The 21,170-nt window shown below is 60.6% G+C and carries 16 protein-coding genes; 12 read left to right on the top strand and 4 right to left on the bottom strand.

Annotation, left to right across the window (positions count from 1 at the left end):
• Nucleotides 1-2 precede the first annotated feature (2 nt).
• The 12 genes from rsmH (at nt 3) to ftsZ (ending at nt 17,062) form a co-directional block, all read left to right on the top strand.
• Entirely contained in the window at nt 3-932 is a 930-nt protein-coding gene (gene rsmH, locus HBN54_RS15000) for a 16S rRNA (cytosine(1402)-N(4))-methyltransferase RsmH (RefSeq protein ID WP_168674157.1), read from the top strand.
• A 92-nt stretch (nt 933-1,024) separates the two neighbouring features.
• A complete protein-coding gene (locus tag HBN54_RS23260; protein WP_210428075.1) occupies nt 1,025-1,888 on the top strand; it encodes an FtsL-like putative cell division protein in 864 nt (287 codons plus the stop codon).
• The gene (locus HBN54_RS14990; protein WP_168674035.1) at nt 1,885-4,353 is read left to right on the top strand and encodes a penicillin-binding protein; all 2,469 of its coding nucleotides are present in this window, start codon (nt 1,885-1,887) and stop codon (nt 4,351-4,353) included. The genes HBN54_RS23260 and HBN54_RS14990 overlap by 4 nt, the downstream gene beginning before the upstream one ends.
• A gap of 206 nt (nt 4,354-4,559) precedes the next feature.
• Entirely contained in the window at nt 4,560-6,032 is a 1,473-nt protein-coding gene (locus HBN54_RS14985; protein ID WP_210428074.1) for a UDP-N-acetylmuramoyl-L-alanyl-D-glutamate--2,6-diaminopimelate ligase, read from the top strand.
• A 158-nt stretch (nt 6,033-6,190) separates the two neighbouring features.
• Nucleotides 6,191-7,411, top strand: coding sequence for a phospho-N-acetylmuramoyl-pentapeptide-transferase (mraY, locus tag HBN54_RS14980; protein ID WP_168674034.1), 1,221 nt, complete (start codon nt 6,191-6,193; stop codon nt 7,409-7,411).
• A gap of 110 nt (nt 7,412-7,521) precedes the next feature.
• Nucleotides 7,522-8,883, top strand: coding sequence for a UDP-N-acetylmuramoyl-L-alanine--D-glutamate ligase (murD, locus tag HBN54_RS14975; protein WP_168674033.1), 1,362 nt, complete (start codon nt 7,522-7,524; stop codon nt 8,881-8,883).
• Between the two features lie 97 nt (nt 8,884-8,980).
• Nucleotides 8,981-10,150 carry an FtsW/RodA/SpoVE family cell cycle protein gene (locus HBN54_RS14970; RefSeq protein WP_168674032.1) on the top strand — a complete coding sequence of 390 codons (1,170 nt, stop codon included), beginning with the start codon at nt 8,981-8,983 and terminating at the stop codon, nt 10,148-10,150.
• Between the two features lie 212 nt (nt 10,151-10,362).
• Nucleotides 10,363-11,469, top strand: coding sequence for an undecaprenyldiphospho-muramoylpentapeptide beta-N-acetylglucosaminyltransferase (murG, locus tag HBN54_RS14965; protein WP_168674031.1), 1,107 nt, complete (start codon nt 10,363-10,365; stop codon nt 11,467-11,469).
• Nucleotides 11,470-11,564: 95 nt separating this feature from the next.
• Complete coding sequence (locus tag HBN54_RS14960; RefSeq protein ID WP_168674030.1) at nt 11,565-13,052, top strand: UDP-N-acetylmuramate--L-alanine ligase; 1,488 nt, start codon at nt 11,565-11,567, stop codon at nt 13,050-13,052.
• 159 nt (nt 13,053-13,211) lie between these two features.
• On the top strand, nt 13,212-13,970 hold the full coding sequence (locus tag HBN54_RS14955) for a cell division protein FtsQ/DivIB (protein ID WP_168674029.1): 759 nt from the start codon (nt 13,212-13,214) through the stop codon (nt 13,968-13,970).
• 84 nt (nt 13,971-14,054) lie between these two features.
• Nucleotides 14,055-15,458: a cell division protein FtsA gene (ftsA, locus tag HBN54_RS14950; protein WP_168674028.1), complete on the top strand. Its 1,404-nt coding sequence runs from the start codon at nt 14,055-14,057 to the stop codon at nt 15,456-15,458.
• A 101-nt stretch (nt 15,459-15,559) separates the two neighbouring features.
• A complete protein-coding gene (gene ftsZ / locus HBN54_RS14945) occupies nt 15,560-17,062 on the top strand; it encodes a cell division protein FtsZ (protein WP_168674027.1) in 1,503 nt (500 codons plus the stop codon).
• A 325-nt stretch (nt 17,063-17,387) separates the two neighbouring features.
• On the opposite strand, the gene HBN54_RS14940 is transcribed toward ftsZ, so the two are convergent.
• The 4 genes from HBN54_RS14940 to HBN54_RS14925 form a co-directional block, all read right to left on the bottom strand.
• Nucleotides 17,388-18,221, bottom strand: coding sequence for an FkbM family methyltransferase (locus HBN54_RS14940; RefSeq protein WP_168674026.1), 834 nt, complete (start codon nt 18,219-18,221; stop codon nt 17,388-17,390).
• A 239-nt stretch (nt 18,222-18,460) separates the two neighbouring features.
• Nucleotides 18,461-19,525: an acyltransferase family protein gene (locus HBN54_RS14935; RefSeq protein ID WP_168674025.1), complete on the bottom strand. Its 1,065-nt coding sequence runs from the start codon at nt 19,523-19,525 to the stop codon at nt 18,461-18,463.
• 118 nt (nt 19,526-19,643) lie between these two features.
• Nucleotides 19,644-20,378, bottom strand: coding sequence for a YebC/PmpR family DNA-binding transcriptional regulator (locus HBN54_RS14930; protein ID WP_168674024.1), 735 nt, complete (start codon nt 20,376-20,378; stop codon nt 19,644-19,646).
• Between the two features lie 146 nt (nt 20,379-20,524).
• On the bottom strand, nt 20,525-21,031 hold the full coding sequence (locus HBN54_RS14925; RefSeq protein ID WP_168674023.1) for a hypothetical protein: 507 nt from the start codon (nt 21,029-21,031) through the stop codon (nt 20,525-20,527).
• Nucleotides 21,032-21,170: the final 139 nt, after the last annotated feature.

Here is a 21,170-nt window from a genome sequence, read left to right as displayed (position 1 = left end):
GCATGACCGAATACGATAACGACCAGGCCTACCACCGCCCCGTAATGCTGGCCCAGTGCCTAGCTGCCATGGACTTACAGCCCGATGGGCGCTACGTCGACGTGACCTTTGGCGGTGGCGGCCATTCGGCCCGCATCCTCGAAAAGCTTACTACCGGCCACCTCTTCAGCTTCGACCAGGACGCCGATGCCGAAGCCGAGGCGGCCAAGCTGGCCCGCCCGCAGTTCACGTTTGTGAAAGCTAACTTTCGGGACTTGTTTGCTGAATTACAACAGATTGGCGCGCTGCCCGTCGACAGCCTGCTGGCCGACCTGGGGGTGAGCTCGCACCAGTTCGACACGCCCGAGCGCGGCTTCTCAACCCGCTTCGACGGCCCGCTCGACATGCGGATGGACCCCGACGGCCCGCTCACGGCCGCCGATATCCTCAACGATTATAAGGAAGCCGACCTGCACCGCATTTTTGGCATGTACGGCGAGGTGACCAACGCCCGCACGCTGGCCGCTACCGTGAGCGCGGCCCGGCGCGGCCGCCGCCTCGAAACCATTGCCGAGCTCAAGCAGGCCATTGTGCCCTGCACGCCGCGCGGCAAGGAAAACAAGTACCTGGCCCAGGTTTTTCAGGCCCTGCGCATCGAAGTGAACCAGGAAATGCAGGCCTTGCAGGAAATGCTGCTGCAAACGGCCGACGTGCTGCGCCCCGGTGGCCGACTGGTGGTGATGAGCTACCATTCGCTGGAAGACCGCCTGGTGAAAAACTTCATCGCGAAGGGCAAATTCTTCGGAACCGTCGAAAAAGACTTCTTCGGCAATGAAAGCAAGCCCTTTGAAGCCGTGAACCGCAAACCTGAAGAAGCCGACCCGGCCGAAGTCGCGCTGAATAGCCGCGCCCGAAGTGCTAAATTGCGGGTTGCAATCCGGACGGAGAATTAAAAATTAAAAATGACCAATTAAAAATGGATTCAACCCTAGTCCTGTTGCCCATCAATTTTTAATTTCTAATTCTTCATTTTTAATTGAAGTCAATGGCCGCTAACACACTCCGTCCCACCGATGCCCCGCGCCGCGCCAACGTGCCGCGTCCGGTAGCCGCGCCCGAGCCGGAGGAAGCCCCCGCGCCCCCCTTGGCCGAATACGTGGCCCCCGAGCCGGAGCCAGCCCCGGCCCCCGCTCCCCCGAAGCGCGAGAAGCCCCGCCGCGAGCCCGCCCCCGAAGCGGCCCCGCGCAGCTCGTGGAGCCTGTTTTCGCTGCTCGACCGCGCCACGAGTGTGGACGGGCTGTTCCGCGAGGGCCTGCCGGTGCGCTTCCTGCCGCACCTGCTGTTTATTATGCTCCTGGTGCTGCTATACATCGGCAACACGCACTACGGCAACCGCATGAACCGCAACATTCAGCGACTCAAGCAGGAGACGGAAGACCTGCGGGCCGACTATACTACCCTGAAATCGGACTACATGGAGGCCAGCAAGCAGAGCGAGGTGGCCCGCAAAGTAGCTGCCATCGGGCTGGTCGAAAGCTCGTCGCCGCCCTTTCGCATTACGGTGCCCGCCGGCCACCTCGACGCCGCCGAGCTGGAGTTGATGCCCGTGCTCACGGCCGATACGCTGGCCGCCCGCGCCGACCGCGACTCCACTGCCGCGCTGCGCGCCGACCAGTTGGCCGGCCGCCGTCGGCCGGTCGATGGCAGCGACGAAGACAGTGGCCCCGAAATCATTGCCCCGCCCCAGGCGCTGGACGGCGACTCGGTGCCGGCCCGGGTAGCAGCGCCGCAAGCTTCGCGGCGGGCTACGATTAGTAAGCCCGACCGTAAGAATAAGGTACAAAAAAGCACAAGCTCGCACAAGAAACAATCGGCAGATAAGCAGGCCGTTAAAGCCCGTAACCGATGAAAGGTAGCGTTAAGAAGTCCATAGTTACGCGGGTGCGGCTGGCCTTTCTTGGGGTGGCCGTCTTTTCGAGCGCCATTTTCTGGAAGGCGACCAAAATTCAGTTTCAGGAGGGGGCTAAGTGGCGCGCCCTGGAGCAGGAGCGGCGCATCAGCTACCAGTCGGTGCCAGCCACGCGGGGCAATATTTACTCTGATAATGAGAGTATTATGGCTACTTCGCTGCCATTCTACCGCGTGGCCTGGGACCCGGGCGTGGTGGAGGACGGCGTGTTTCGGGCCGGGATTGACTCGCTGGCCTGGCACCTGTCGCACTTCTTCGGCGACCGTAGCGTGCAGGAATACCGCCGCCGGCTCGTGAACGCGCACTCGGCTAAGCAGCGCTACATCCGCCTCAACTCGCGGCAAATCAACTTTCAGGAGAAGAAGCTGATGGCTACCTGGCCGGTTTTCCGTGAGCGGCGCAACCGGGGTGGGGCCATTTTTGAGAAGGTAGACAAGCGTTTCCGGCCATTTGGTGGACTGGCGCAGCGCACCATCGGCTTTGTGAACGAGGACAAGCACGGGGCGGGCCTGGAGTACACATTTGAGCAGAGCCTGGCCGGGAAGTCGGGCGAGGCGCTGTTTGAGCGGGTGCCGGGTGGCGTGAAGCCGGTATACGATGGCACCGAAATCAAGCCCCTGCCGGGCTACGACGTGAAAACCACGCTCGACATTAACCTGCAGGACGTGGCCGAAAATGCCCTCTACAAGTCGCTGGTCGATAACAATGCCCAATATGGCTGCGTGATTCTGATGGAAGTGGCCACCGGCGAAATCAAGGCCGTGGCTAACCTCGGCAAGGCATCAGACGATACCTATAAGGAGGACTATAACTACGCCTTTGCCGACCAGGGTCGCACCGAGCCGGGCTCTACGTTCAAGCTGGCCTCGATGATGGCCTTGTTTGAGGCGCATCCGGAACTTACGCTCGACGACATCGTGGACACCGGTAACGGCCGCATGTACGTGGGCGGGGCTGTGAAATCGGATTCGCACGGCTACGGCCGCATCACGGTGCAGCAGGTGTTTGAGAAATCGAGCAACATCGGCGTGGCCAAGCTGGTCGATAAATACTTCTCGCGCGACCCCAGCGAGTACACCGATTACCTGAAGAAGTTCGGCCTGGATAAGCCGCTGGGCTTCCAGATGACCGGCGAGGCGCTGCCCTATGTGAAGGATACTAAGGACCGCAGCTGGAGCCGCACCTCGCTCACCACCATGAGCATCGGCTACGAGCTGAAGCTGGCCCCGCTGCAAACGCTGGCGCTCTACAATGCCGTGGCCAACGGCGGCGTGAAGGTACAGCCCATGATTGTGCGCGAAATCAAGCAGGCCGACCAAGTGCTGATGCACAACGAAACCAAGGTGCTGATTCCTAAAATCTGCTCGGACGCTACGCTGATTAAGGTGAAGTCGATGATGGAAGGGGTGGTGACGGCCGGTACGGCCCGCAGCATCCGGCCCAAGGACTACAGCATTGCCGGCAAAACCGGCACGGCCTGGAAATTCAAGAACGGCCAGTACACCAAGACGTACTCGACCAGCTTCGTGGGCTATTTCCCGGCCGATAAGCCGAAGTACAGCTGCATCGTGGTGGTGGACTCGCCCCGCAACGGCCGCATCTACGGGGCCGATGTGGCCGCGCCGGTGTTCCGCGAGGTTGCCGACAAATGCATGGCCCGCGACCTGCTCAGCCAGCGCCCCCTGCTGGCCAAGGCCCGCCTGAATAAGAGCCACGTGCCGCTGGTGCGCGCCGGCATGCAGGACGAGCTGGCCCTCGTGTGTCAGCGGCTGGGCCTGGTGGGCAACACCCAGGCCACCGGCGGCGAGGAGTGGGTGCGCGGCGCTTCCGACACCGCTTTCCACGCCCGCACCGTAACGTTGGTGGTGAACCCCGTGCGCCCCAACCGCGTGCCGCAGGCCCAGGGCCTGAGCCTGCGCGATGCGCTTTTCCTGCTCGAAAACCGGGGCCTGCACGTGCGGGCCGTGGGCTCGGGCCGGGTGCGCGAGCAGTCGCTGGCCCCGGGCTCGCCCATCAAGCGCGGCGACCTGATTACGCTGAAGCTGGAAGAATCCGGCCCCCGCATCGCCGCGCCCGTAGCCCTGCCCGAGCCCGAGCACACCGACCTGGCCGAGAACAAGCTGCTGGTGCCCGTCGATATGGAGCCCGCCAAAGCCCGCCGTTCCTTCTCCGACGGCGAGAAAGCCCACGTGCAGGCCGCCGTGGCCGAACGCTCGGCCGGCGTGAAGCCAAATGCCAAAGCCAGCAAGCCCACGGCCCGGCCCGCCACTGCCTCGCCAGCCGCCCGGCCAGCAGCAACCGGAGGTGCAAAAGCTACCGATAAATCCAAAGATTCCCGCCAGCCCGCTGCGGGCAAAAACCCCAAAAAGCCCGCGCCCGCCAAGCCCGCCGTGCGCCGCGCCTGATTTTTACTTAACCCCACATCGTGATAATGCGGCCGCTTGGTCGCCCTCCGCGTAACCTCACCCCCTAGCCCCCTCTCCCGCGGAGAGGGGGAACTAGCTCTAGTTCTAAATCTTTAATTTTAGAGCTAAAAGACTAGAAACTAGTTCCCCCTCTCCACGGGAGAGGGGGCTAGGGGGTGAGGTGACCCGCCAGAACAAAGTCCCCCATGATTTCCCTGCCGCTCTTTTCCCTGCTTACCGACGTGAACGTGCTCGCCCAGCACGGCCCCACCGACGTGCCCATCACCGGCCTCACCCTCGACTCGCGCGAAGCCGGGCCGGGCGTGGCCTTCTGTGCCCTGCGCGGCACGGCCACCGACGGCCACAAGTTCATCGAAGGCGCGGTGGCGAAGGGGCTGGCCGCCGTTATCTGCGAAGAGTTGCCGGCCGTGCTGAACCCCGCCACGACCTACGTGCTGGTGGCCGACTCGGCCGAAGCGCTGGGCCACGTGGCGGCGGCGTTTCACGGCCACCCCTCGCGCCAGCTCACGCTGATTGGCGTGACCGGCACCAACGGCAAAACCACCTGCGCCACGCTGCTGCACAAGCTGCTGCGTGAGCTGGGCTACCACGCCGGCCTGCTGAGCACGGTGCAGAACCAGATTGACGAGGAAGTCATCCCCAGCACCCACACCACCCCCGATGCCATCCGGCTGAATGCGTTGCTGGCCCGCATGGTAGGCGCAGGCTGCACCCACGCCTGCATGGAGGTGAGCAGCCACGCCGTGGCCCAGCACCGTATCACGGGGCTGCGCTTCGCGGGCGGCGTGTTCACCAACCTCACCCACGACCACCTCGACTACCACGGTACGTTTGATAATTACCTGAAGGCCAAGAAGGGCTTCTTCGATGCGCTGCCCAAAACCGCCTTTGCCCTCACCAACGCCGACGACAAGCGCGGCCCGGTGATGCTGCAAAACACCGTGGCCCGCCGCGCCACCTACTCGCTACGCGGGGCGGCCGATTTCCGCGCCAAGCTGGTGGCCAATGAAGTGCACGGCCTGCACCTCGAAGTCGACGGCCGCGAAATCCTGTTCCGCCTCATTGGCGTGTTCAATGCCTACAATTTGATGGCCGTGTACGGTGCGGCCGTGCTGCTGGGCGAGGACCCCACCGAAGTCCTCACCATCCTCTCGGGCCTGACCACCGCGCCCGGCCGCTTCGAGCCGGTGCTGTCGGGCCAGCAAAGCATCACGGGCATTATCGACTACGCCCACACGCCCGATGCGCTGGAAAACGTGCTGCAAACGCTGCACGAAATTCGTCAGCCCAGCCAGCACATCATCACGGTGGTGGGCTGCGGCGGCAACCGCGACGCGGCCAAGCGCCCCATTATGGCCAATCTGGCCGCCCGGCTTTCCAACAAAGTCGTCCTTACCTCTGATAACCCCCGTTTCGAGGACCCCGCCGAAATCCTGGCCCAGATGGAGGCCGGCGTGACGGCCCCCGATTCGGCCAAAGTCCAGACCGTGCCCGACCGCCGCGCCGCCATCGAAGCCGCCGTGCGCCTGGCCGGTCCGCACGATATTGTGCTGGTCGCCGGCAAGGGCCACGAAAATTATCAGGAGATTAGCGGCGTGAAAATGCCTTTTGATGACAAGCTGATTCTGGCCGAAATTTTTGCTGAACTGAATAAATAACGCGCCGCCTGCCGGTCTGACCGCCCTAGGCGGTCTGACCGATTGAAGCGAGAACAATTCCCGAACGACAACCCCCGGCCATCGTTCGCCCAATAACCGGTCCGACCGCCGAGGGTGGTCGGACCGGCAGACGACATCCGCCAAGAACCGCTTACCGAATGCTTTATTACCTCTTCCGTTACCTGCACGAACATTTCCATCTGGCGGGCACCGGCGTGTTCCAGTACACCACATTCCGCGCCGGGTTGGCGATAGTTATTTCCCTGCTTATCGCCCAGATTTTCGGGCACCGTCTCATCAAAGTTCTACAACGTAAGCAGATTGGGGAGAGCGTGCGCGACCTAGGCCTGCAGGGCCAGAACGAGAAGAAGGGCACGCCCACGATGGGTGGCCTCATCATCATCCTGGCCATTCTGGTGCCGGTTATTTTGCTGTGCCGGCTCCGCAATATCTACATCATCCTCATGATTCTGAGTACGGTGTGGCTGGGGTTGATTGGCTTCCTGGACGACTACATCAAGGTGTTTCGCAAGAACAAGGAGGGGCTGAGCGGCCGCTTCAAAGTGCTGGGCCAAGTGGGCCTGGGTATTACGGTGGGCTGGGTGCTGTTCTATAGCAACGAAATCACGGTGCGCGAATACCTGTTGCCGAACGGCACCTATTCGGCCGTCGATGCCAGTAAAATATTCAAAGACGTGCACCTGATGATTACCACAGTGCCGTTTATGAAGAACAACGAGCTGAATTACGGCGACTTATTCGCCTCGGCGGGCACGATTTTCAACGGCCTCTACGGCTTCCTTTACATCCCCATCGTCATCTTCCTGATTACGGCTATCAGCAACGGGGCCAATCTCACCGATGGGCTCGACGGGCTGGCGGCCGGTACTTCAGCCATTATCGGTATTACCCTGGCCATTTTTGCCTTCGTGAGCGGCAACGCGCTATTGGCTGATTATCTGGATGTCATGTTTATTCCCGACTCTGGTGAGTTGGTTATTTTCTGCACGGCCTTCGTGGGAGCCTGCATCGGGTTTTTGTGGTACAACAGCTACCCGGCGCAGGTTTTCATGGGCGACACGGGCTCCCTCACGCTGGGCGGCATCATTACGGTGCTGGCCCTGGTGGTGCGCAAGGAGCTGCTGATTCCGATTCTGTGCGGGGTGTTTATCATTGAAAATCTGTCGGTTGTGGTGCAGGTGGGCTGGTTTAAGTACACCAAGCGCAAGTACGGCGAGGGCCGCCGCCTGCTGCGCATGTCGCCGTTGCACCACCACTACCAAAAGCTGGGCTACCACGAGTCAAAAATCGTGTCGCGCTTCTGGATTGTCGGCATCATGCTGGCAGTTATTACCCTGGTTACCTTGAAATTGCGCTAATTATCTTTCTCGCTGAGGTTCGCAGAGGATTCCGCTGAGGTTCGCGGAGCTCGTCCACTGCGAACCTCAGCGAAACCCTCTGCGGACCTCAGCGAGAAATTACTTCCCCTATGCACATTGTCATTCTAGGAGCGGCCGAAAGCGGCGTGGGCGCGGCCCTGCTGGCCCAGGCCAAAGGTCACACCGTCTTCGTGTCGGACCGCGGCCCCATCCAGCCCGATTATAAGCAGCAGCTCACCGAAGCCGGCATCGAATTCGAGGAAAACCAGCACTCGCTGGATAAAATTCTGACGGCCGATGAAGTCGTAAAAAGCCCCGGCATTCCGGAGAAAGCGCCGGTTATCCAGGCGTTGCGCGAGAAGAAAACCCCAATTATCTCCGAGATTGAGCTGGCCGGCCGCTATACCAGGGCCCGGTGCATCTGCATCACCGGCACCAACGGCAAAACCACCACCACGCTGCTTATTCATCACCTGCTGAAAAGCGCGGGCCTGAATGTGGGTCTGGCCGGCAACGTGGGCTACTCGCTGGCCGAGCAGGTGATTGAGGATAAGCACGACTACTACGTAGTGGAGCTCAGTAGCTTCCAACTCGATGACACCCACGACTTCCAGCCCTGGATTGCCATCCTGCTCAATATCACCCCCGACCACCTCGACCGCTACGGCTACTCGCTGGAACAGTACGCGCAGGCCAAGTTGCGCATCGTGCGCAATCAGGACAGCGAAGGCACCTTCATCTACAACGCGGATGATGAGAATATTCAGCGGTACTTTAAGTCGGCGCTGCGGCCGGTGCACCAAATGCCGTTCAGCCTGCACCACCGCCCCGATATTCACCTGGCGGCTTACTACGAAACCGCCGACCTGATGTGCGTGGACCTGCTGCCCGGCTACTACAGCAAAACCGAGGAGGTAAGCACCGCCAACTCGCCCCTCATTGGCCAGCACAACCGCCAGAACACGCTGGCTGCCGTGCTCGCCGCCCGCGTGGCCGGCCTTGAAACCGCGCAGATTGAGGCCGCCCTGGCCACCTTCCACAACGCCGACCATCGCCTGCAGTCAGTGGGCGAAATCAACGGTGTGCGCTACATCAACGACAGCAAAGCCACCAACGTGGAGGCCGCCTGGTACGCCCTCGACGGCATTCAGCAGCCCATCGTCTGGATTGCCGGCGGCACCGACAAGGGCAACGATTACAGCAGCCTGCTCAACCTGGCCGAACACCGCGTGAAAGCCCTCGTCTGCCTTGGCGTCGACAACGCCAAGCTCCGCGCCACCTTCGACCCCATCATCCCGCAGGTACTTGAAACCCAGAGCATGGCCGATGCCGTGGCCCGCGCCACCGCCCTCGCCGCCCCCGGCGACGTCGTGCTGCTCTCGCCCTGCTGCGCCAGCTTCGACCTGTTCAAAAACTACGAAGACCGCGGCCAGCAGTTTATTCAATGCGTGAATGAGCGAATGGGTGAATGAGTGAATGCAAAATCACCACCCCCTCATTTGCCCATTCTGCCATTCACCCACCGGATAACATTCACGCATTCGCCCATTCACTCATTCACCCATTGTCATGAAAGACTGGCTGCAACGCAACCTCAAAGGCGACCCCATTCTGTGGGCCATCGTGCTGCTATTCTCCTTCATCAGCATTGCCGTGGTCTATTCGGCCACCGGCACGCTGGCCTACAAGAAGATGAACGGCAATACCGAAGCCTTCCTCCTGAAGCATACGGGCCTGATATTGATGGGACTGCTCTTCATGTGGCTGGCCCATCGCATCGATTACCGGCACTACTCGCGGCTGTCGCTCTACGCCCTGCTGATTTCGGTGCCGCTGCTGCTGTTCACGTTCTTCATGGGCGGCGAAACCAACGGGGCCTCGCGCTGGATGACGATTCCAGTGATTAACCAGACCTTCCAGCCCTCCGATTTGGCCAAGCTGGCGCTGATTTCGCACCTGGCCAGCATGCTCAGCCGTCGCCAGCAGCACCTCGACGACTTCAAATCGACCCTGCTGCCGGTGATGCTGTGGGTGGGCACCATTTGCAGCCTTATTATTCTCAGTAATGCTTCCACAGCGCTGCTGCTGTTTGCCACCTGCATGCTGCTGATGTTCATCGGCCGGGTGCCGCTTCGGCACATGGCCGTGATGGTGGGCATTTTCGTGGTGTTGGGCGGAATTGGCCTGGCGGCGGGCCAGCGCCTGGGCACGGTGATGTCGCGCGTAACCAACTTCACCGACAAGACCAAGAAAACGCCCTTTCAGCTGGAGCACAGCTACATCGCCATTGCCACGGGCGGCATTGTGGGCAAAGGCCCGGGCAAAAGCACCGAGCGCAACATCCTGCCACACCCGTATTCCGACTTTATCTACGCCGTCATCATCGAAGAATATGGCCTGCTGGGCGGCTTCGTTATCCTGTTCCTGTACCTCGCCTTTCTCTATCGAGGGCTGAAAACGGTGATGAACAGCTACGGCGCGTTTGGCGGCCTGCTCTCGGCGGGCCTCAGTTTCAGCCTCGTGCTCCAGGCGCTGGTGAACATGGGCGTGGCCGTGGGCCTGGGCCCCATCACCGGCCTGCCGCTGCCGCTGCTGAGCATGGGTGGCACCTCGCTCATCTTCACCGGCATCAGCATCGGCATCATCCTGGCCGTAAGCCGGGGTGAGCGCGAAATTCGCCCCATGACCGGCGAGCCGGAAGACACGGCCCGCATCCCGAAAGTATCGGTCAGCTACTAATGAAACCTCGGCAAGTGCTGGCCGCCGAGTACGGTGGAATAAGGTTTGAAATTGAGAATGACTCATCAGGGGTAGGGTCTTATTTGTACTGTTACCTCAACGGAAGCACTCAGTTTGATTACCTCCAGGACACCGAATTAGACGCTCAGGAATTTGCGTTGGAAATGTTTGGCGTTCCATTGACGCGCTGGAAACTTGAAGAATCAAATTATATGGCTGTGAATTCAACCGAGCCGTTGCGCATCATCATCAGCGGCGGCGGTACAGGCGGGCACATTTTTCCGGCTGTGGCCATCGCCAACGAAATTCGGTTTCGCTACCCTAATGCCGAAATCCTCTTCGTGGGAGCCAACGGCCGCATGGAAATGACCCGCGTGCCCGAGGCCGGCTACAAAATCGTGGGCCTCGACATCACCGGCCTGCAGCGCCGCCTCACGCCCCAGAACCTGATGTTTCCGTTGCGGGTAATTCGCTCGGTGCGCAAGGCCGGGAGGCTGATTGAAGAGTTCCGGCCCGATGCCGTGGTGGGGGTGGGAGGGTACGCCTCGGCCCCGGTACTGCTGGCCGCTACTTCGCGGGCTATTCCCTCGCTTATTCAGGAACAAAACTCCTACGCCGGCCTCGTGAATAAGCTGCTGGCCAAGCGCGTAAATCGCATCTGCGTGGCCTACGATGGCATGGAGAAGTTCTTTCCCGCCGATAAGCTCGTGCTCACCGGCAACCCCGTCCGCACCGAAATTTCCCACGGCGACCGCGCCGAAGCCCAACACTTCTTCGGCCTCGACCCGAACAGGAAAACCATTTTGGTCGTTGGGGGCAGCCTCGGCGCGCGCACCCTCAACCAGGCTACGGCCGCCGCGCTGCCGCGCCTGCTCGAAGCCGGCGTCCAGCTGCTCTGGCAAACCGGCAAGCTCTACTTCCCCGAAGCCCAGCAGCAGGCCGACCAGGCCGCCGGCCTCCACGCCCTGGAGTTCATCCAACGCATGGACCTGGCCTACGCCGCCGCCGATATCGTCATCAGCCGCGCCGGGGCGCTGTCGGTGTCCGAGCTGTGCCTCACCGGCAAGGCCAGCATCCTGGTGCCCTCGCCCAACGTAGCCGAAGACCACCAGACCAAGAACGCGCTGGCCCTGGTCAGCAAAGGTGCCGCCGTGCTCATCACCGACGAGCACGCCCCCGCCCGCCTCTACGACGAAGCCCTGCGCCTGCTCGCCGACCCTGAGCGTCAGCACCAGCTCAGTAGCCGCGTGCGCGAGCTGGCCCGCCCCGACGCAACTGTGACGATTGTGGACGAGCTGCTTCGATTAATTAAAAATTAAAAATTATGAATTAAAAATGGTGTTCCAAAAAGTACGGCGACAGCATTTTGCCTATTCATTTTTAATTTTTAATTCATAATTTTTAATTCAATCCCTTGAACCAGTTTCCCTACGTTTTCTTCCTCGGCATTGGTGGCATCGGCATGTCGGCCCTGGCTCGCTGGTTCCGCGCCAACGGCCACCAGGTGAGCGGCTACGACAAAACCGAGACGCCCCTCACCCGCGCCCTCACTGCTGAAGGCATCGCCATTCACTACGCCGACGCGGTAGAAAATATTCCCGCCGAAATCCGCGAAAACCGCGCCCAGACGCTGGTCGTCCTCACGCCCGCCATCCCGGCCGATAGCCTGGAGTGGGCCTGGCTGCGGGCCGAAGGCTACGATATCCGCAAGCGCAGCCAGGTGCTGGGCGTGCTTACGCAGGGCCGCTACACCATCGCGGTGGCCGGCACCCACGGCAAAACCACCACCAGCAGCATGGTGGCCCACCTGCTGCACCACGCGGGAGTGGATTGCGGGGCTTTCCTGGGCGGCATCTCGGTGAACCTGGGCAGCAACCTGCTGCTGCCCGGCAGTAGTGCGGTAAGCTTTAGCTTGCCGTCTGATAATCAGAAGGAAGATGCAGAAAACGAAGCATCGGCGGATGACGGCAAGCTAAAGCTTACCGCACAAGTTCCCATCGTGGTCGAAGCCGACGAGTACGACCGCAGCTTCCTGACCTTGTTTCCGGACGTAGCCATTGTGACCAGCACCGACGCTGACCACCTCGACATCTACGGCAACCAGTCGGCCCTCATTGACTCGTTCCGCCAGTTCGTGGCCCAGATTAAGCCCGGCGGCACCCTGCTTCTCAACCATACCGCCGATGCCAGCGTGGCCGCCGCCGTGCCGCCCGGCACCCGCGTCATCCGCTACGGCCTCTCGCCCGAGCAGGGCCCCGAGCTGTACGCCGCCAACATCACTGCCGAGGGCCACCGCTTCCATTTCGACCTGCATCGCCCCGAAAGCACCGTGCCTGGCCTGGAACTTGCCGTTCCCGGCTTCCACAACGTCGAAAACATGCTGGCCGCCGCCGCCGTAGCCCAGCTACAGGGAGTAGGAGAGGAGCCGCTCCGCGCCGGTGTGGCGGCCTATCGGGGCGTGAAGCGCCGGTTTGAATTCGTGGTGACTGCGCCCGAAAACGTTTATTTAGATGATTATGCCCACCACCCACGCGAAATCGAAGCCTTCCTGCGTTCGGTGCGGGCACTCTACCCGACCAAGCGCCTGCGCGTCATTTTTCAACCTCATCTGTTCACCCGAACCCGCGACTTTGCCGCCGGCTTTTCCAAGAGCTTAAGTATTGCAGATGAGGTGTTTTTATTGGATATTTACCCCGCCCGTGAGAAGCCGCTACCCGGCGTAAATTCCGAAATGCTCCTGGCTGAAATCACCGCCCCCACCAAAGCCCTCGTGACCAAAGAACAAGCCCTTGCCGCCGCCCAAACCGACACTTCTTTCGACGTGCTGGCCACGGTAGGCGCAGGGGATATTGATACGCTGGTGCCGCAGCTCAAACTGATACTGACGGAGCGCTGGAAGTAAAACCATAAATCGTCGGTCATCCTGAGCGCAGCGAAGGACCTTATCACCGAAGTACAACTCGCAGTAACTCTGTCGATGCGAACGTGATAAGGTCCTTCGCTGCGCTCAGGATGACAAACGAGAATAACCCACCAACCCACAACCCCACCACTCCACCTTTTGGAACGCACCGTTAGAAACTTACTCGTTGCCGCCGCCTGCCTGCTGGTGCTGGGTGCCCTGGGCGCTTTCGCCGCCGTGCGCCAGTCCAATCGCTCGGTCGATGCCGTGAAGGTGAACATTGCCAACGAGTTCGATAATTATTTTATCTCCGAGCGCGGCGTCACGGCCCTGCTCACCAAGGGTGGCAAGGAGCCCGTGCTGGGCACCCAGCCCGAGGGCCCGCGCCTGCGCGAGCTGGAGGCCCGCCTGAAGGCGCACCCCTTCGTGCGCGACGCCCAGGTGTACCGCGACCTAGCCGGCAATCTGCACGCCGACGTGCGCCAGAACCGCCCCATTGCCCGCCTCACGCACCCCGATACCCGCCTCGATACCTACGTCGATGCGGAAGGGCACGCCCTGCCACTGTCACCGCTGTTCACGGCCCGTGTGGCCATGGTGGCGCGGCCCGGTGGCGGCAGCCTGCCAACTGGATTTTTCCAGGACAGCACCGGGCGCCGCTACCTGGAGTTTTTGCGCTACGTGGATGAGCACGAATTCTGGAAAGCGCAGGTCTCGGAGGTATTTATTGAGCCCGGCGGTAAGATGTCGTTCACGCAGCAAGTGGGCGACCAACGTATTGAATTCGGGCTCCCCGAAAATATTTCGGAGAAATTCGCAAAGCTTATGGTATTTTACCGTCAAATTCCGTCAGTTTTGGGGTGGGACACGTACCACCGCGTAAACGTCGAATATCAAAATCAGATTATTTGCGAATAGCAATTCGCTGAAAAATAGGCCATTAGGTCAAAAAATTTCACTTCCAACCCACCGCTTCTTCACTGCTCGCCAGCACCGCATCCTATGCAACAAGACAAAATCGTCGTCGGGCTCGACATTGGTACCACAAAAATCTGCGCCCTGGTGGGCCGCAAAAATGAGTTCGGCAAACTCGAAATCCTGGGCATGGGCAAAGCCGTGTCCGAAGGGGTTTCGCGGGGCATCGTGCTCAACATCGACAAGACCGTAGACGCCATCAAACGGGCCATTCGGCAGGCCGAAGAACAGTCCGGAATTAGCATTGGAGTGGTAAACGTCGGCATTGCCGGCCAGCACATCAAGAGCCTCCAGCACAACGGCAGCATCACGCGCAACTCGCACGACACCATCGGGCCGGACGACGTGGCGCGCCTTACGCAGGACATGTACCGCCTCGTGACCCAGCCCGGCTCGCAAATCATCCATGTGATGCCGCAGGACTACAAAGTGGACTACGAGGAAGGTATTTCCGACCCCGTGGGCTACGAAGGCGTGCGCCTGGAAGGCAACTTCCACATCATCACGGCCCAGAGCACGGCCATCAACAACATCAACAAGTGCGTGACCAAGGCCGGCCTCGAAATCGCCGACCTGATTCTCGAACCCCTCGCCAGCTCCATGTCCATCCTCTCGGAGGAGGAGAAGGAGGCCGGCGTGGCCCTGATTGACATCGGGGGCGGCACCACCGATTTGGCGGTGTTCAAGGATGGCATCATCCGCCACGCGGCGGTGCTGCCCTTCGGTGGCAACATCATCACGCAGGATATCAAAACCGGCTGCAACGTGGCTCCCGGCCAGGCCGAGCAGCTGAAGGTGAAGTTTGGCAAGGCCATTGCCCAGGAAGCCAGCGACTACGAAATCGTGAGCATCCCCGGCCTGCCCAACCGCCCGCCCAAGGAAGTTTCGCTGAAAAACCTCGCCTACATCATTGAGGCCCGCATGTCGGAAATCATGGAGCTGGTGTACGCCGAAATCTACCGCATGGGCCTGCACGACAAGCTGTCGGCGGGCATCGTACTCACCGGCGGCGGTTCGCAGCTTCAGAACCTGGAGCAGCTCACCGAATACATCACCGGCCTCGATACCCGTATCGGCTACCCCAACCAGCACCTCGGCAAGAGCCGCATTGAAGCCGTAAAATCGCCGATGTACGCTACTACCGTGGGCCTCGTGCTGTCGGGCTACCACTCGCTCGACGAGCGCCAGGTGACGCGCCCCAGCTACGAAGAGGAGCAGGTAGCCGTGCCGTCCTACTACGCCGCCGCCGCTGCGCCCGTAGCCCAGGCCGCGCCCGCGCCGGTAGAAACCCGGGTGGCTGCTACGCCGGCGGCCCCTGCGCCGCAGCCCGCCAAGGCCAAGGAGCCCGGTGCCGCCAGCCGCTTCTTCAAGGACATCATCTCCCGCACCAAAGGGCTGCTGATTGACGATTACGACGATAAATCCTACTAGGAAATAATTATAAATTATGAATTATGAATTATGAATTGGCCGAATGAACCAGGTCAACTCATGATTTATAATTTATAATTTATAATTTATAATTCAAAAATATGAATTACAAATTCGATATTCCCGCCCAGAGCAAGTCCATCATCAAGGTGATTGGGGTTGGCGGCGGTGGCTCCAATGCCGTGAAGCACATGCACAAGCAGGGCATCAAGGACGTGGAGTTTATCATCTGCAACACCGACCACCAGGCGCTGCAAAGCTCCACGGTGCCCAACAAGCTGCAAATTGGCGTGGACCTCACCGAAGGTCTCGGCGCGGGCGCCAAGCCCGAGCGCGGCCGTCAGGCTGCCATCGAGAGCAAGGAGCAAATCCGCGACCTGCTGAACCAGGGCACCAAGATGCTCTTCATCACGGCCGGTATGGGCGGTGGCACCGGTACTGGTGCTGCCCCTGTGATTGCGCAGGTAGCGCAGGAGTTGGGCATCCTTACGGTAGGTATCGTGACGGCCCCGTTCATGTTTGAGGGCAAGAAGAAGCGCCAGCAGGCCGAAGAAGGCATCAAGGCGCTGAGTGAGCATTGTGACACGGTGCTGGTGATTCTCAACGACAAGCTGCCGCAGATTTACGGCAACCTGACGATGGGCGCCGCCTTCGCCAAAGCCGATACTGTGCTGACCACGGCCGCCAAGTCCATCGCCGAAATCATCACCGTAACGGCCGATGTGAACGTGGACTTTGAGGACGTGAAAACGGTGATGAAGGACAGCGGGGCCGCCGTAATGGGCAGCAGCGTGACCGAAGGCGAAAACCGCGCCCGCCGCGCCGCTGAGGAAGCCCTGAACTCGCCGCTGCTCAACAACACCGACATTCACGGCGCGCAGCGCATCCTCCTCTCCATCATGTCGGGCGTCGAGCACGAGCTGGAAATGGACGAGCTGACGGAAATCACGGAGTACATCCAGGAAAAAGCCGGACAGGACGCCGAGATGATTTTCGGCCACGGCATCGACGATACGCTGGGCCAGAGCATTCGCGTGACGGTGATTGCCACGGGTTTTGCCCGCGACGCACACTCCATTACTACGCCCACCATGGGCGCGGCTAGCACCTCGCACGAGCCAATCGTGGCCCCGGCCCCGGTGGCCGAAACGCCTAAGCCGGAGGCTACCTCGAACGCATCGGCTACTTCGGCCCCGTTCGTGCCCAGCTTCGGTGCGCCGGAGCCGGCCCGCGTGCTGCACGATTTGAACGGCCCTTCGGCGCACAACGCGCCGCCGCTGGCTGGCATCCCGGCCAGCGCGCCCACGGAACCCGTGCTCACGTCGAGCGCCGCTGCGCCTGCGCCCGCCGCTGGTCCGGATGCTCACCGTCCCCGCCCGGCCATGGATGCTCAGGCGCTGGAGCGTCGGCGCCGCCTGCAGGAGCTGAGCAACGGCCTGCCGCCCGAGGCGGTGAGCCAATATGATACGCCCGCCTACCTGCGCCGCCAGGTGAAGCTGGAGAACGTGGAGCCCAGCTCGGCCCAGAATATCTCCCGCTTCAACTTATCGGACGATAATGAACTGCTGGGCGATAACCGGTTTCTGCACGATAATGTGGACTAGCTAATTGGTCAAATGTCAATAAAAAGGCCGCCGCTGAAATTTCAGCGGCGGCCTTTTTATTGGTGTTAGAGCAGTTTTCGGATTTGTGTACAGCTCATGTAGCAGGCAGTAGCGCGAACTTTGTAGTTCGCGCTACGTGTACACGAACCTGAAAACTGCTCTAAATAGCCAAGTACAAGTGCCCGTAAGCTCCGGTCTGACCGCCCTATGCGGTCTGACCGGTTGAAGCACCCCCGATTTCGTTCTCACGACAACCGGTCAGACCGCCTAGGGCGGTCAGACCGGAGCTTACGAGTACTTCTGCGCAAGGACTTACCTATTGCTTTTAAGCGTTGGGCGTGGCGTAGAAATCGAAGTGCTTGTATTTCAGCATTTCCTCCTTGCGCTTGATGGGGATAATCTCCGTGGTAGCGACAAAGTCGGTGAAATAGAACAGCGAATATCCCAGGGATTCGAGCAGGTTGAACTGCTCGAATTTTTCCTCATCGGAGTTCTTGCCGAAGCATTCGGAGATGATGACGGGCTTGTATTTGGTGATGAGGCTGGAAATGGAGCGGATAATTTCCTTGTCGTAGCCTTCGGTATCGATTTTAATCAGCGTGAGCTTCTGGAGGAAATCGGGGTATTCTTTTTCCAGAAAGCCTTCGAGATTAACACCTTTTATCTTGGTGCTGAGGGAGTATTTACCGTGTTTGTTGGTCGGCGTTTTGGAAATGCCGCCGTTGTTGAAGGAAGCTTCGGAGGAGTTGTAGTAGAACTCGTCGTCTTGCTCGGAAATGGCCAGGTTGTGCGCCCCGATGCGGACCAGTTCGGGGTTGAGCGCGGCGTTGCGCTGCAGGATTTCGAAGACGTAGGGATTGGGGTCGAAGCCAAGGGTGAGGCCGGTGGGGCCGGTGGCCAGGGCCATCTGCACGGTGGTGTGGCCGATGTTGGCCCCGATGTCGATGGCGAAGTCGCCGGGGTGGAGGAATTTCTTGAAAAAGTCGACCGTCTCTTTGGTGAATATCTTCTTCTCAACCAGCGGATTTTCCCAGTTGGCAAACTGCACCTGCCCGCTGCCGATGCCGGGAATGGTGAACGTATCGAGCACCATGGGGTGCTTTTGGGTGATGCGGCGGGCCATTTTCCGCTTGAAAGAATTGATGAGATAGTTGAGCATAGTAGTAGGAAATGGGCGGTGGAGGCGGAGAATAAGGCCGGGGTGCTGGGTTGGCAGGCCAAATGTAGGAGGTTTTGTCGGGCCTTTTCGGGATGGCAACTGGCCAGAATGGAAGGCCGAAACCGGACAATTGAACGAAATGCCGCCCAAAAAACGCGCGCTGGAGCGCTGGGCTATTAGTGAAGCTGTTTAGAGAGTCGGTCTGGCGATATATAGACGCAACGTGTGTCGCTACGCCTTCAATCGTAAGCCAGCCGGTTTTTCCAATGGTTGAGCGGGGTTTCGAGCCAGTGCCAGGAAGCGGCGGCCAGCAGCAGCATGGCGGGCAGTAGCAGCATCACGGTTGGAATTGGGGCAAGCCAGAGCTTGCGGGTTTCGGGGGCGGCAAACAGGTGATAAATGGCTCGCTGGTAGAATACCGGCAGCATCAGGTGGTAGAGGTAGCAGCCGTAGCTGCGCTGGCCCACCCAGCGCAGGGCGGTGAGCACGGGCTTTTCGTGGGCGGGGCGGGTGGCCTGGTGCACGGCCCAGTTGAGGGTGATTACGGCGGGCACGCAACCGGCGCTGCCATAGATGAGCAGCCAAACGTAGTGCATTTCCGTGAGGTAGAGGATGCCCCAAAGGGCGCTCCAGGCCAGCCAGGACAGCGCTACCCAGCGGAAATGGGCAAACCGCCGCACCACCGGCAGCTGCTCGACGTGGCGCAGAATGGCTCCGGCCGCGAATAAATCGAGGCAGCCGGGAAGCAGCGCAAAAGCCAGCCTGGGCCGTACCCAGGTACTCCAGGCAATGCGAAAAATCAGGCCACAGGCGGCTACCAGCAGCAGCCAGCGCGTTCGCTTGGGCACCACGGCCAGCAGCACCGGCCACAGCAGGTAAAACTGCTCATCGACGGCCATGGTCCAGTAGTGGCCCACGCCTTCGCCCCAGTGCTGCAACCGGTAGAACAGCAGGTTGGAAACCGGCACCAGAAACCAGCCGGGGTATTGGTGCAGCGTGACGAGCGGCAGCGCAAACCCCAGCGCCACCGACATATAGTAGGGGGGCAGGGTGCGTATCAGGCGCCGGAGGAAAAATACGCCCAGCCGCCGCTCCCAGCGCCCGGGCGCGCCCACATACACCTCCTTTTTCCAGACGATACCCGAAATAAAATAGCCGCTCAGCACAAAAAACGTCATGCTGCCCATCAGGCTCATGGGGAAGGACGGCAGCGTCCAGTGGCCCACCACGACCAGCAGAATGGCCACGGCGCGCACGGCATCCAGCCCGGGACGGTAGGCAAGGGGGCGGGCGGGAGAGGACATAGCGGAGGAGGAAGGTTGATGGAGGGGGCCTGTCATGCGGAACGCAGTGAAGTATCCGGTGTAATCGTCCAATGACTTTTACCCAGATGCTTCACTGCGTTCAGCATGACAAACCGCCTTAGCCCACGGTGTGGTACACGGCCTGCACGTCCTCGTCGTCTTCGAATTTCTCGATGATGGTCATGATTTCATCGAGCTGCTCGTCGTTGAGGGCGACGGTGATGTTGGGTACGCGCTGCAGGTTCACGCTTACTGCGTGGCGGCCCTGGGCTTCGAGGGCCTTCTGCATCTGGCCGAAATCGGTGAAGGCCGTCTCGACCACGATAAACTTGTGCTCGGCACCGTGCTCGTCTTCCTCGACGGTTTCGTACACGTCTTCGGCACCGAAGTCAATCAGCTCCAGCTCCAGCTCGTCGCGGTCGAGGCCCTCGGCGGCCAGCTTGAACACGCCCTTGCGGGTGAAGGTGTAGTCGCTGCTGCCGGCGGTGCCCAGGGTGCCGTCGTTGCGGTTGAAGATGAGGCGCACGTTGCTTACCGTGCGGGTCGGGTTGTCGGTGGCGGTTTCGATGACGATGGCCACGCCGTGGGGCAGGTAGCCTTCGTACACCACTTCGGCGTAATCTTTTTCCTCCTTGCTGCTGGCGCGCTTGATGGCGGCTTCTACCCGGTCCTTGGGCATGTTCACGCCCTTGGCGTTTTGCATGGCGGCGCGCAGGCGGGCGTTGGAGTCGGGGTTGGGGCCGTTTTCCTTCACGGCCATCACGATTTCCTTGCCGATGCGGGTAAAGTCCTTCGACATTTTATCCCACCGCTTCATTTTGCGGCCTTTGCGAAATTCGAATGCGCGTCCCATTTGCTGTGACTGAGTAACTGAATGAATGAGTGTTGGGGGTACGAAGCCGGAGCTGCGCGGGCTTCGCCGAAACCTATCCCGGCGATACGGGCCGCAAGTTAGCCAGAAGGCGCGGGGGGAGCCAAATGCGTGGGGTGCGATTGGCTTCAGGGGCGGCGCTTGCCGCGGGCTTTGGGGCGCGGAATGGGGGCGGGGGCAATTGGCTCCGTCGCCTCCAGCTCGTACACGCCCCGGTTGCCGGCCGGGTAGCCGAGGATGGTGATGGTGAGGTGCCGGGTGGCGGGGTCGAAGCGGAAGGTGCCGCGCTGCACGTCGGCCCCCTTTTTATCCTCAAAGGCGAAGCTGATGCTGTCGCCGGCCAGGGCGAAGGTGCCATCCTGGCGGAACAGCATCGGGCCATCGTTTCCGGGAAAGGTCAGGCGCTTTTCGTAGGTGCCGGCCGGTCGCAGGGCAAGCGTGCCGCCCACGCCGCTTACCTGGGTGGGCGGGTCGAGGCTGGTGGTATCGTACACGGTATAAGCCGTGTAGCGGTAGGTGGTGTAGAATGTGGGCGGAGACAATGGGGCGGCCGGGGCCGGAGCCTGCGCCCGCGCTGGCAAAGCCAGGAGCAAACCAGCGACGGCGGACAAAGGCAGCGGAAAACGAAAAAACATAGCGGTAAATAAATAAGCAGCACCCGAAAATGTCCGTCGAAGGTAGTCCCGGGCAGGACTTGGGCCAGTGAAGAGTGGCTGGCTCTGGGGCAAAGACAGTGCCTGGAAAATACAGGTGGAACTGCCGGAGCTTTATCGA

It is taken from the genome of Hymenobacter artigasi, assembly GCF_012275535.1.
GTDB lineage: Bacteria > Bacteroidota > Bacteroidia > Cytophagales > Hymenobacteraceae > Hymenobacter > Hymenobacter artigasi.
Note: the sequence above shows the minus strand (reverse complement) of the source record. Positions and strands in the feature narration are given on the sequence as shown.

Coding starts and splice junctions, on each gene's coding strand:
- ftsZ (WP_168674027.1), top strand. CDS start 15,560: ATGAATTACAAATTCGATATTCCCGCCCAGAGCAAGTCCATCATCAAG.
- murD (WP_168674033.1), top strand. CDS start 7,522: ATGCACATTGTCATTCTAGGAGCGGCCGAAAGCGGCGTGGGCGCGGCC.
- HBN54_RS14970 (WP_168674032.1), top strand. CDS start 8,981: ATGAAAGACTGGCTGCAACGCAACCTCAAAGGCGACCCCATTCTGTGG.
- HBN54_RS14930 (WP_168674024.1), bottom strand. CDS start 20,378: ATGGGACGCGCATTCGAATTTCGCAAAGGCCGCAAAATGAAGCGGTGG.
- ftsA (WP_168674028.1), top strand. CDS start 14,055: ATGCAACAAGACAAAATCGTCGTCGGGCTCGACATTGGTACCACAAAA.
- mraY (WP_168674034.1), top strand. CDS start 6,191: ATGCTTTATTACCTCTTCCGTTACCTGCACGAACATTTCCATCTGGCG.
- HBN54_RS14935 (WP_168674025.1), bottom strand. CDS start 19,525: ATGTCCTCTCCCGCCCGCCCCCTTGCCTACCGTCCCGGGCTGGATGCC.
- HBN54_RS14990 (WP_168674035.1), top strand. CDS start 1,885: ATGAAAGGTAGCGTTAAGAAGTCCATAGTTACGCGGGTGCGGCTGGCC.
- HBN54_RS23260 (WP_210428075.1), top strand. CDS start 1,025: ATGGCCGCTAACACACTCCGTCCCACCGATGCCCCGCGCCGCGCCAAC.
- murG (WP_168674031.1), top strand. CDS start 10,363: ATGGCTGTGAATTCAACCGAGCCGTTGCGCATCATCATCAGCGGCGGC.
- rsmH (WP_168674157.1), top strand. CDS start 3: ATGACCGAATACGATAACGACCAGGCCTACCACCGCCCCGTAATGCTG.
- HBN54_RS14985 (WP_210428074.1), top strand. CDS start 4,560: ATGATTTCCCTGCCGCTCTTTTCCCTGCTTACCGACGTGAACGTGCTC.
- HBN54_RS14940 (WP_168674026.1), bottom strand. CDS start 18,221: ATGCTCAACTATCTCATCAATTCTTTCAAGCGGAAAATGGCCCGCCGC.
- HBN54_RS14925 (WP_168674023.1), bottom strand. CDS start 21,031: ATGTTTTTTCGTTTTCCGCTGCCTTTGTCCGCCGTCGCTGGTTTGCTC.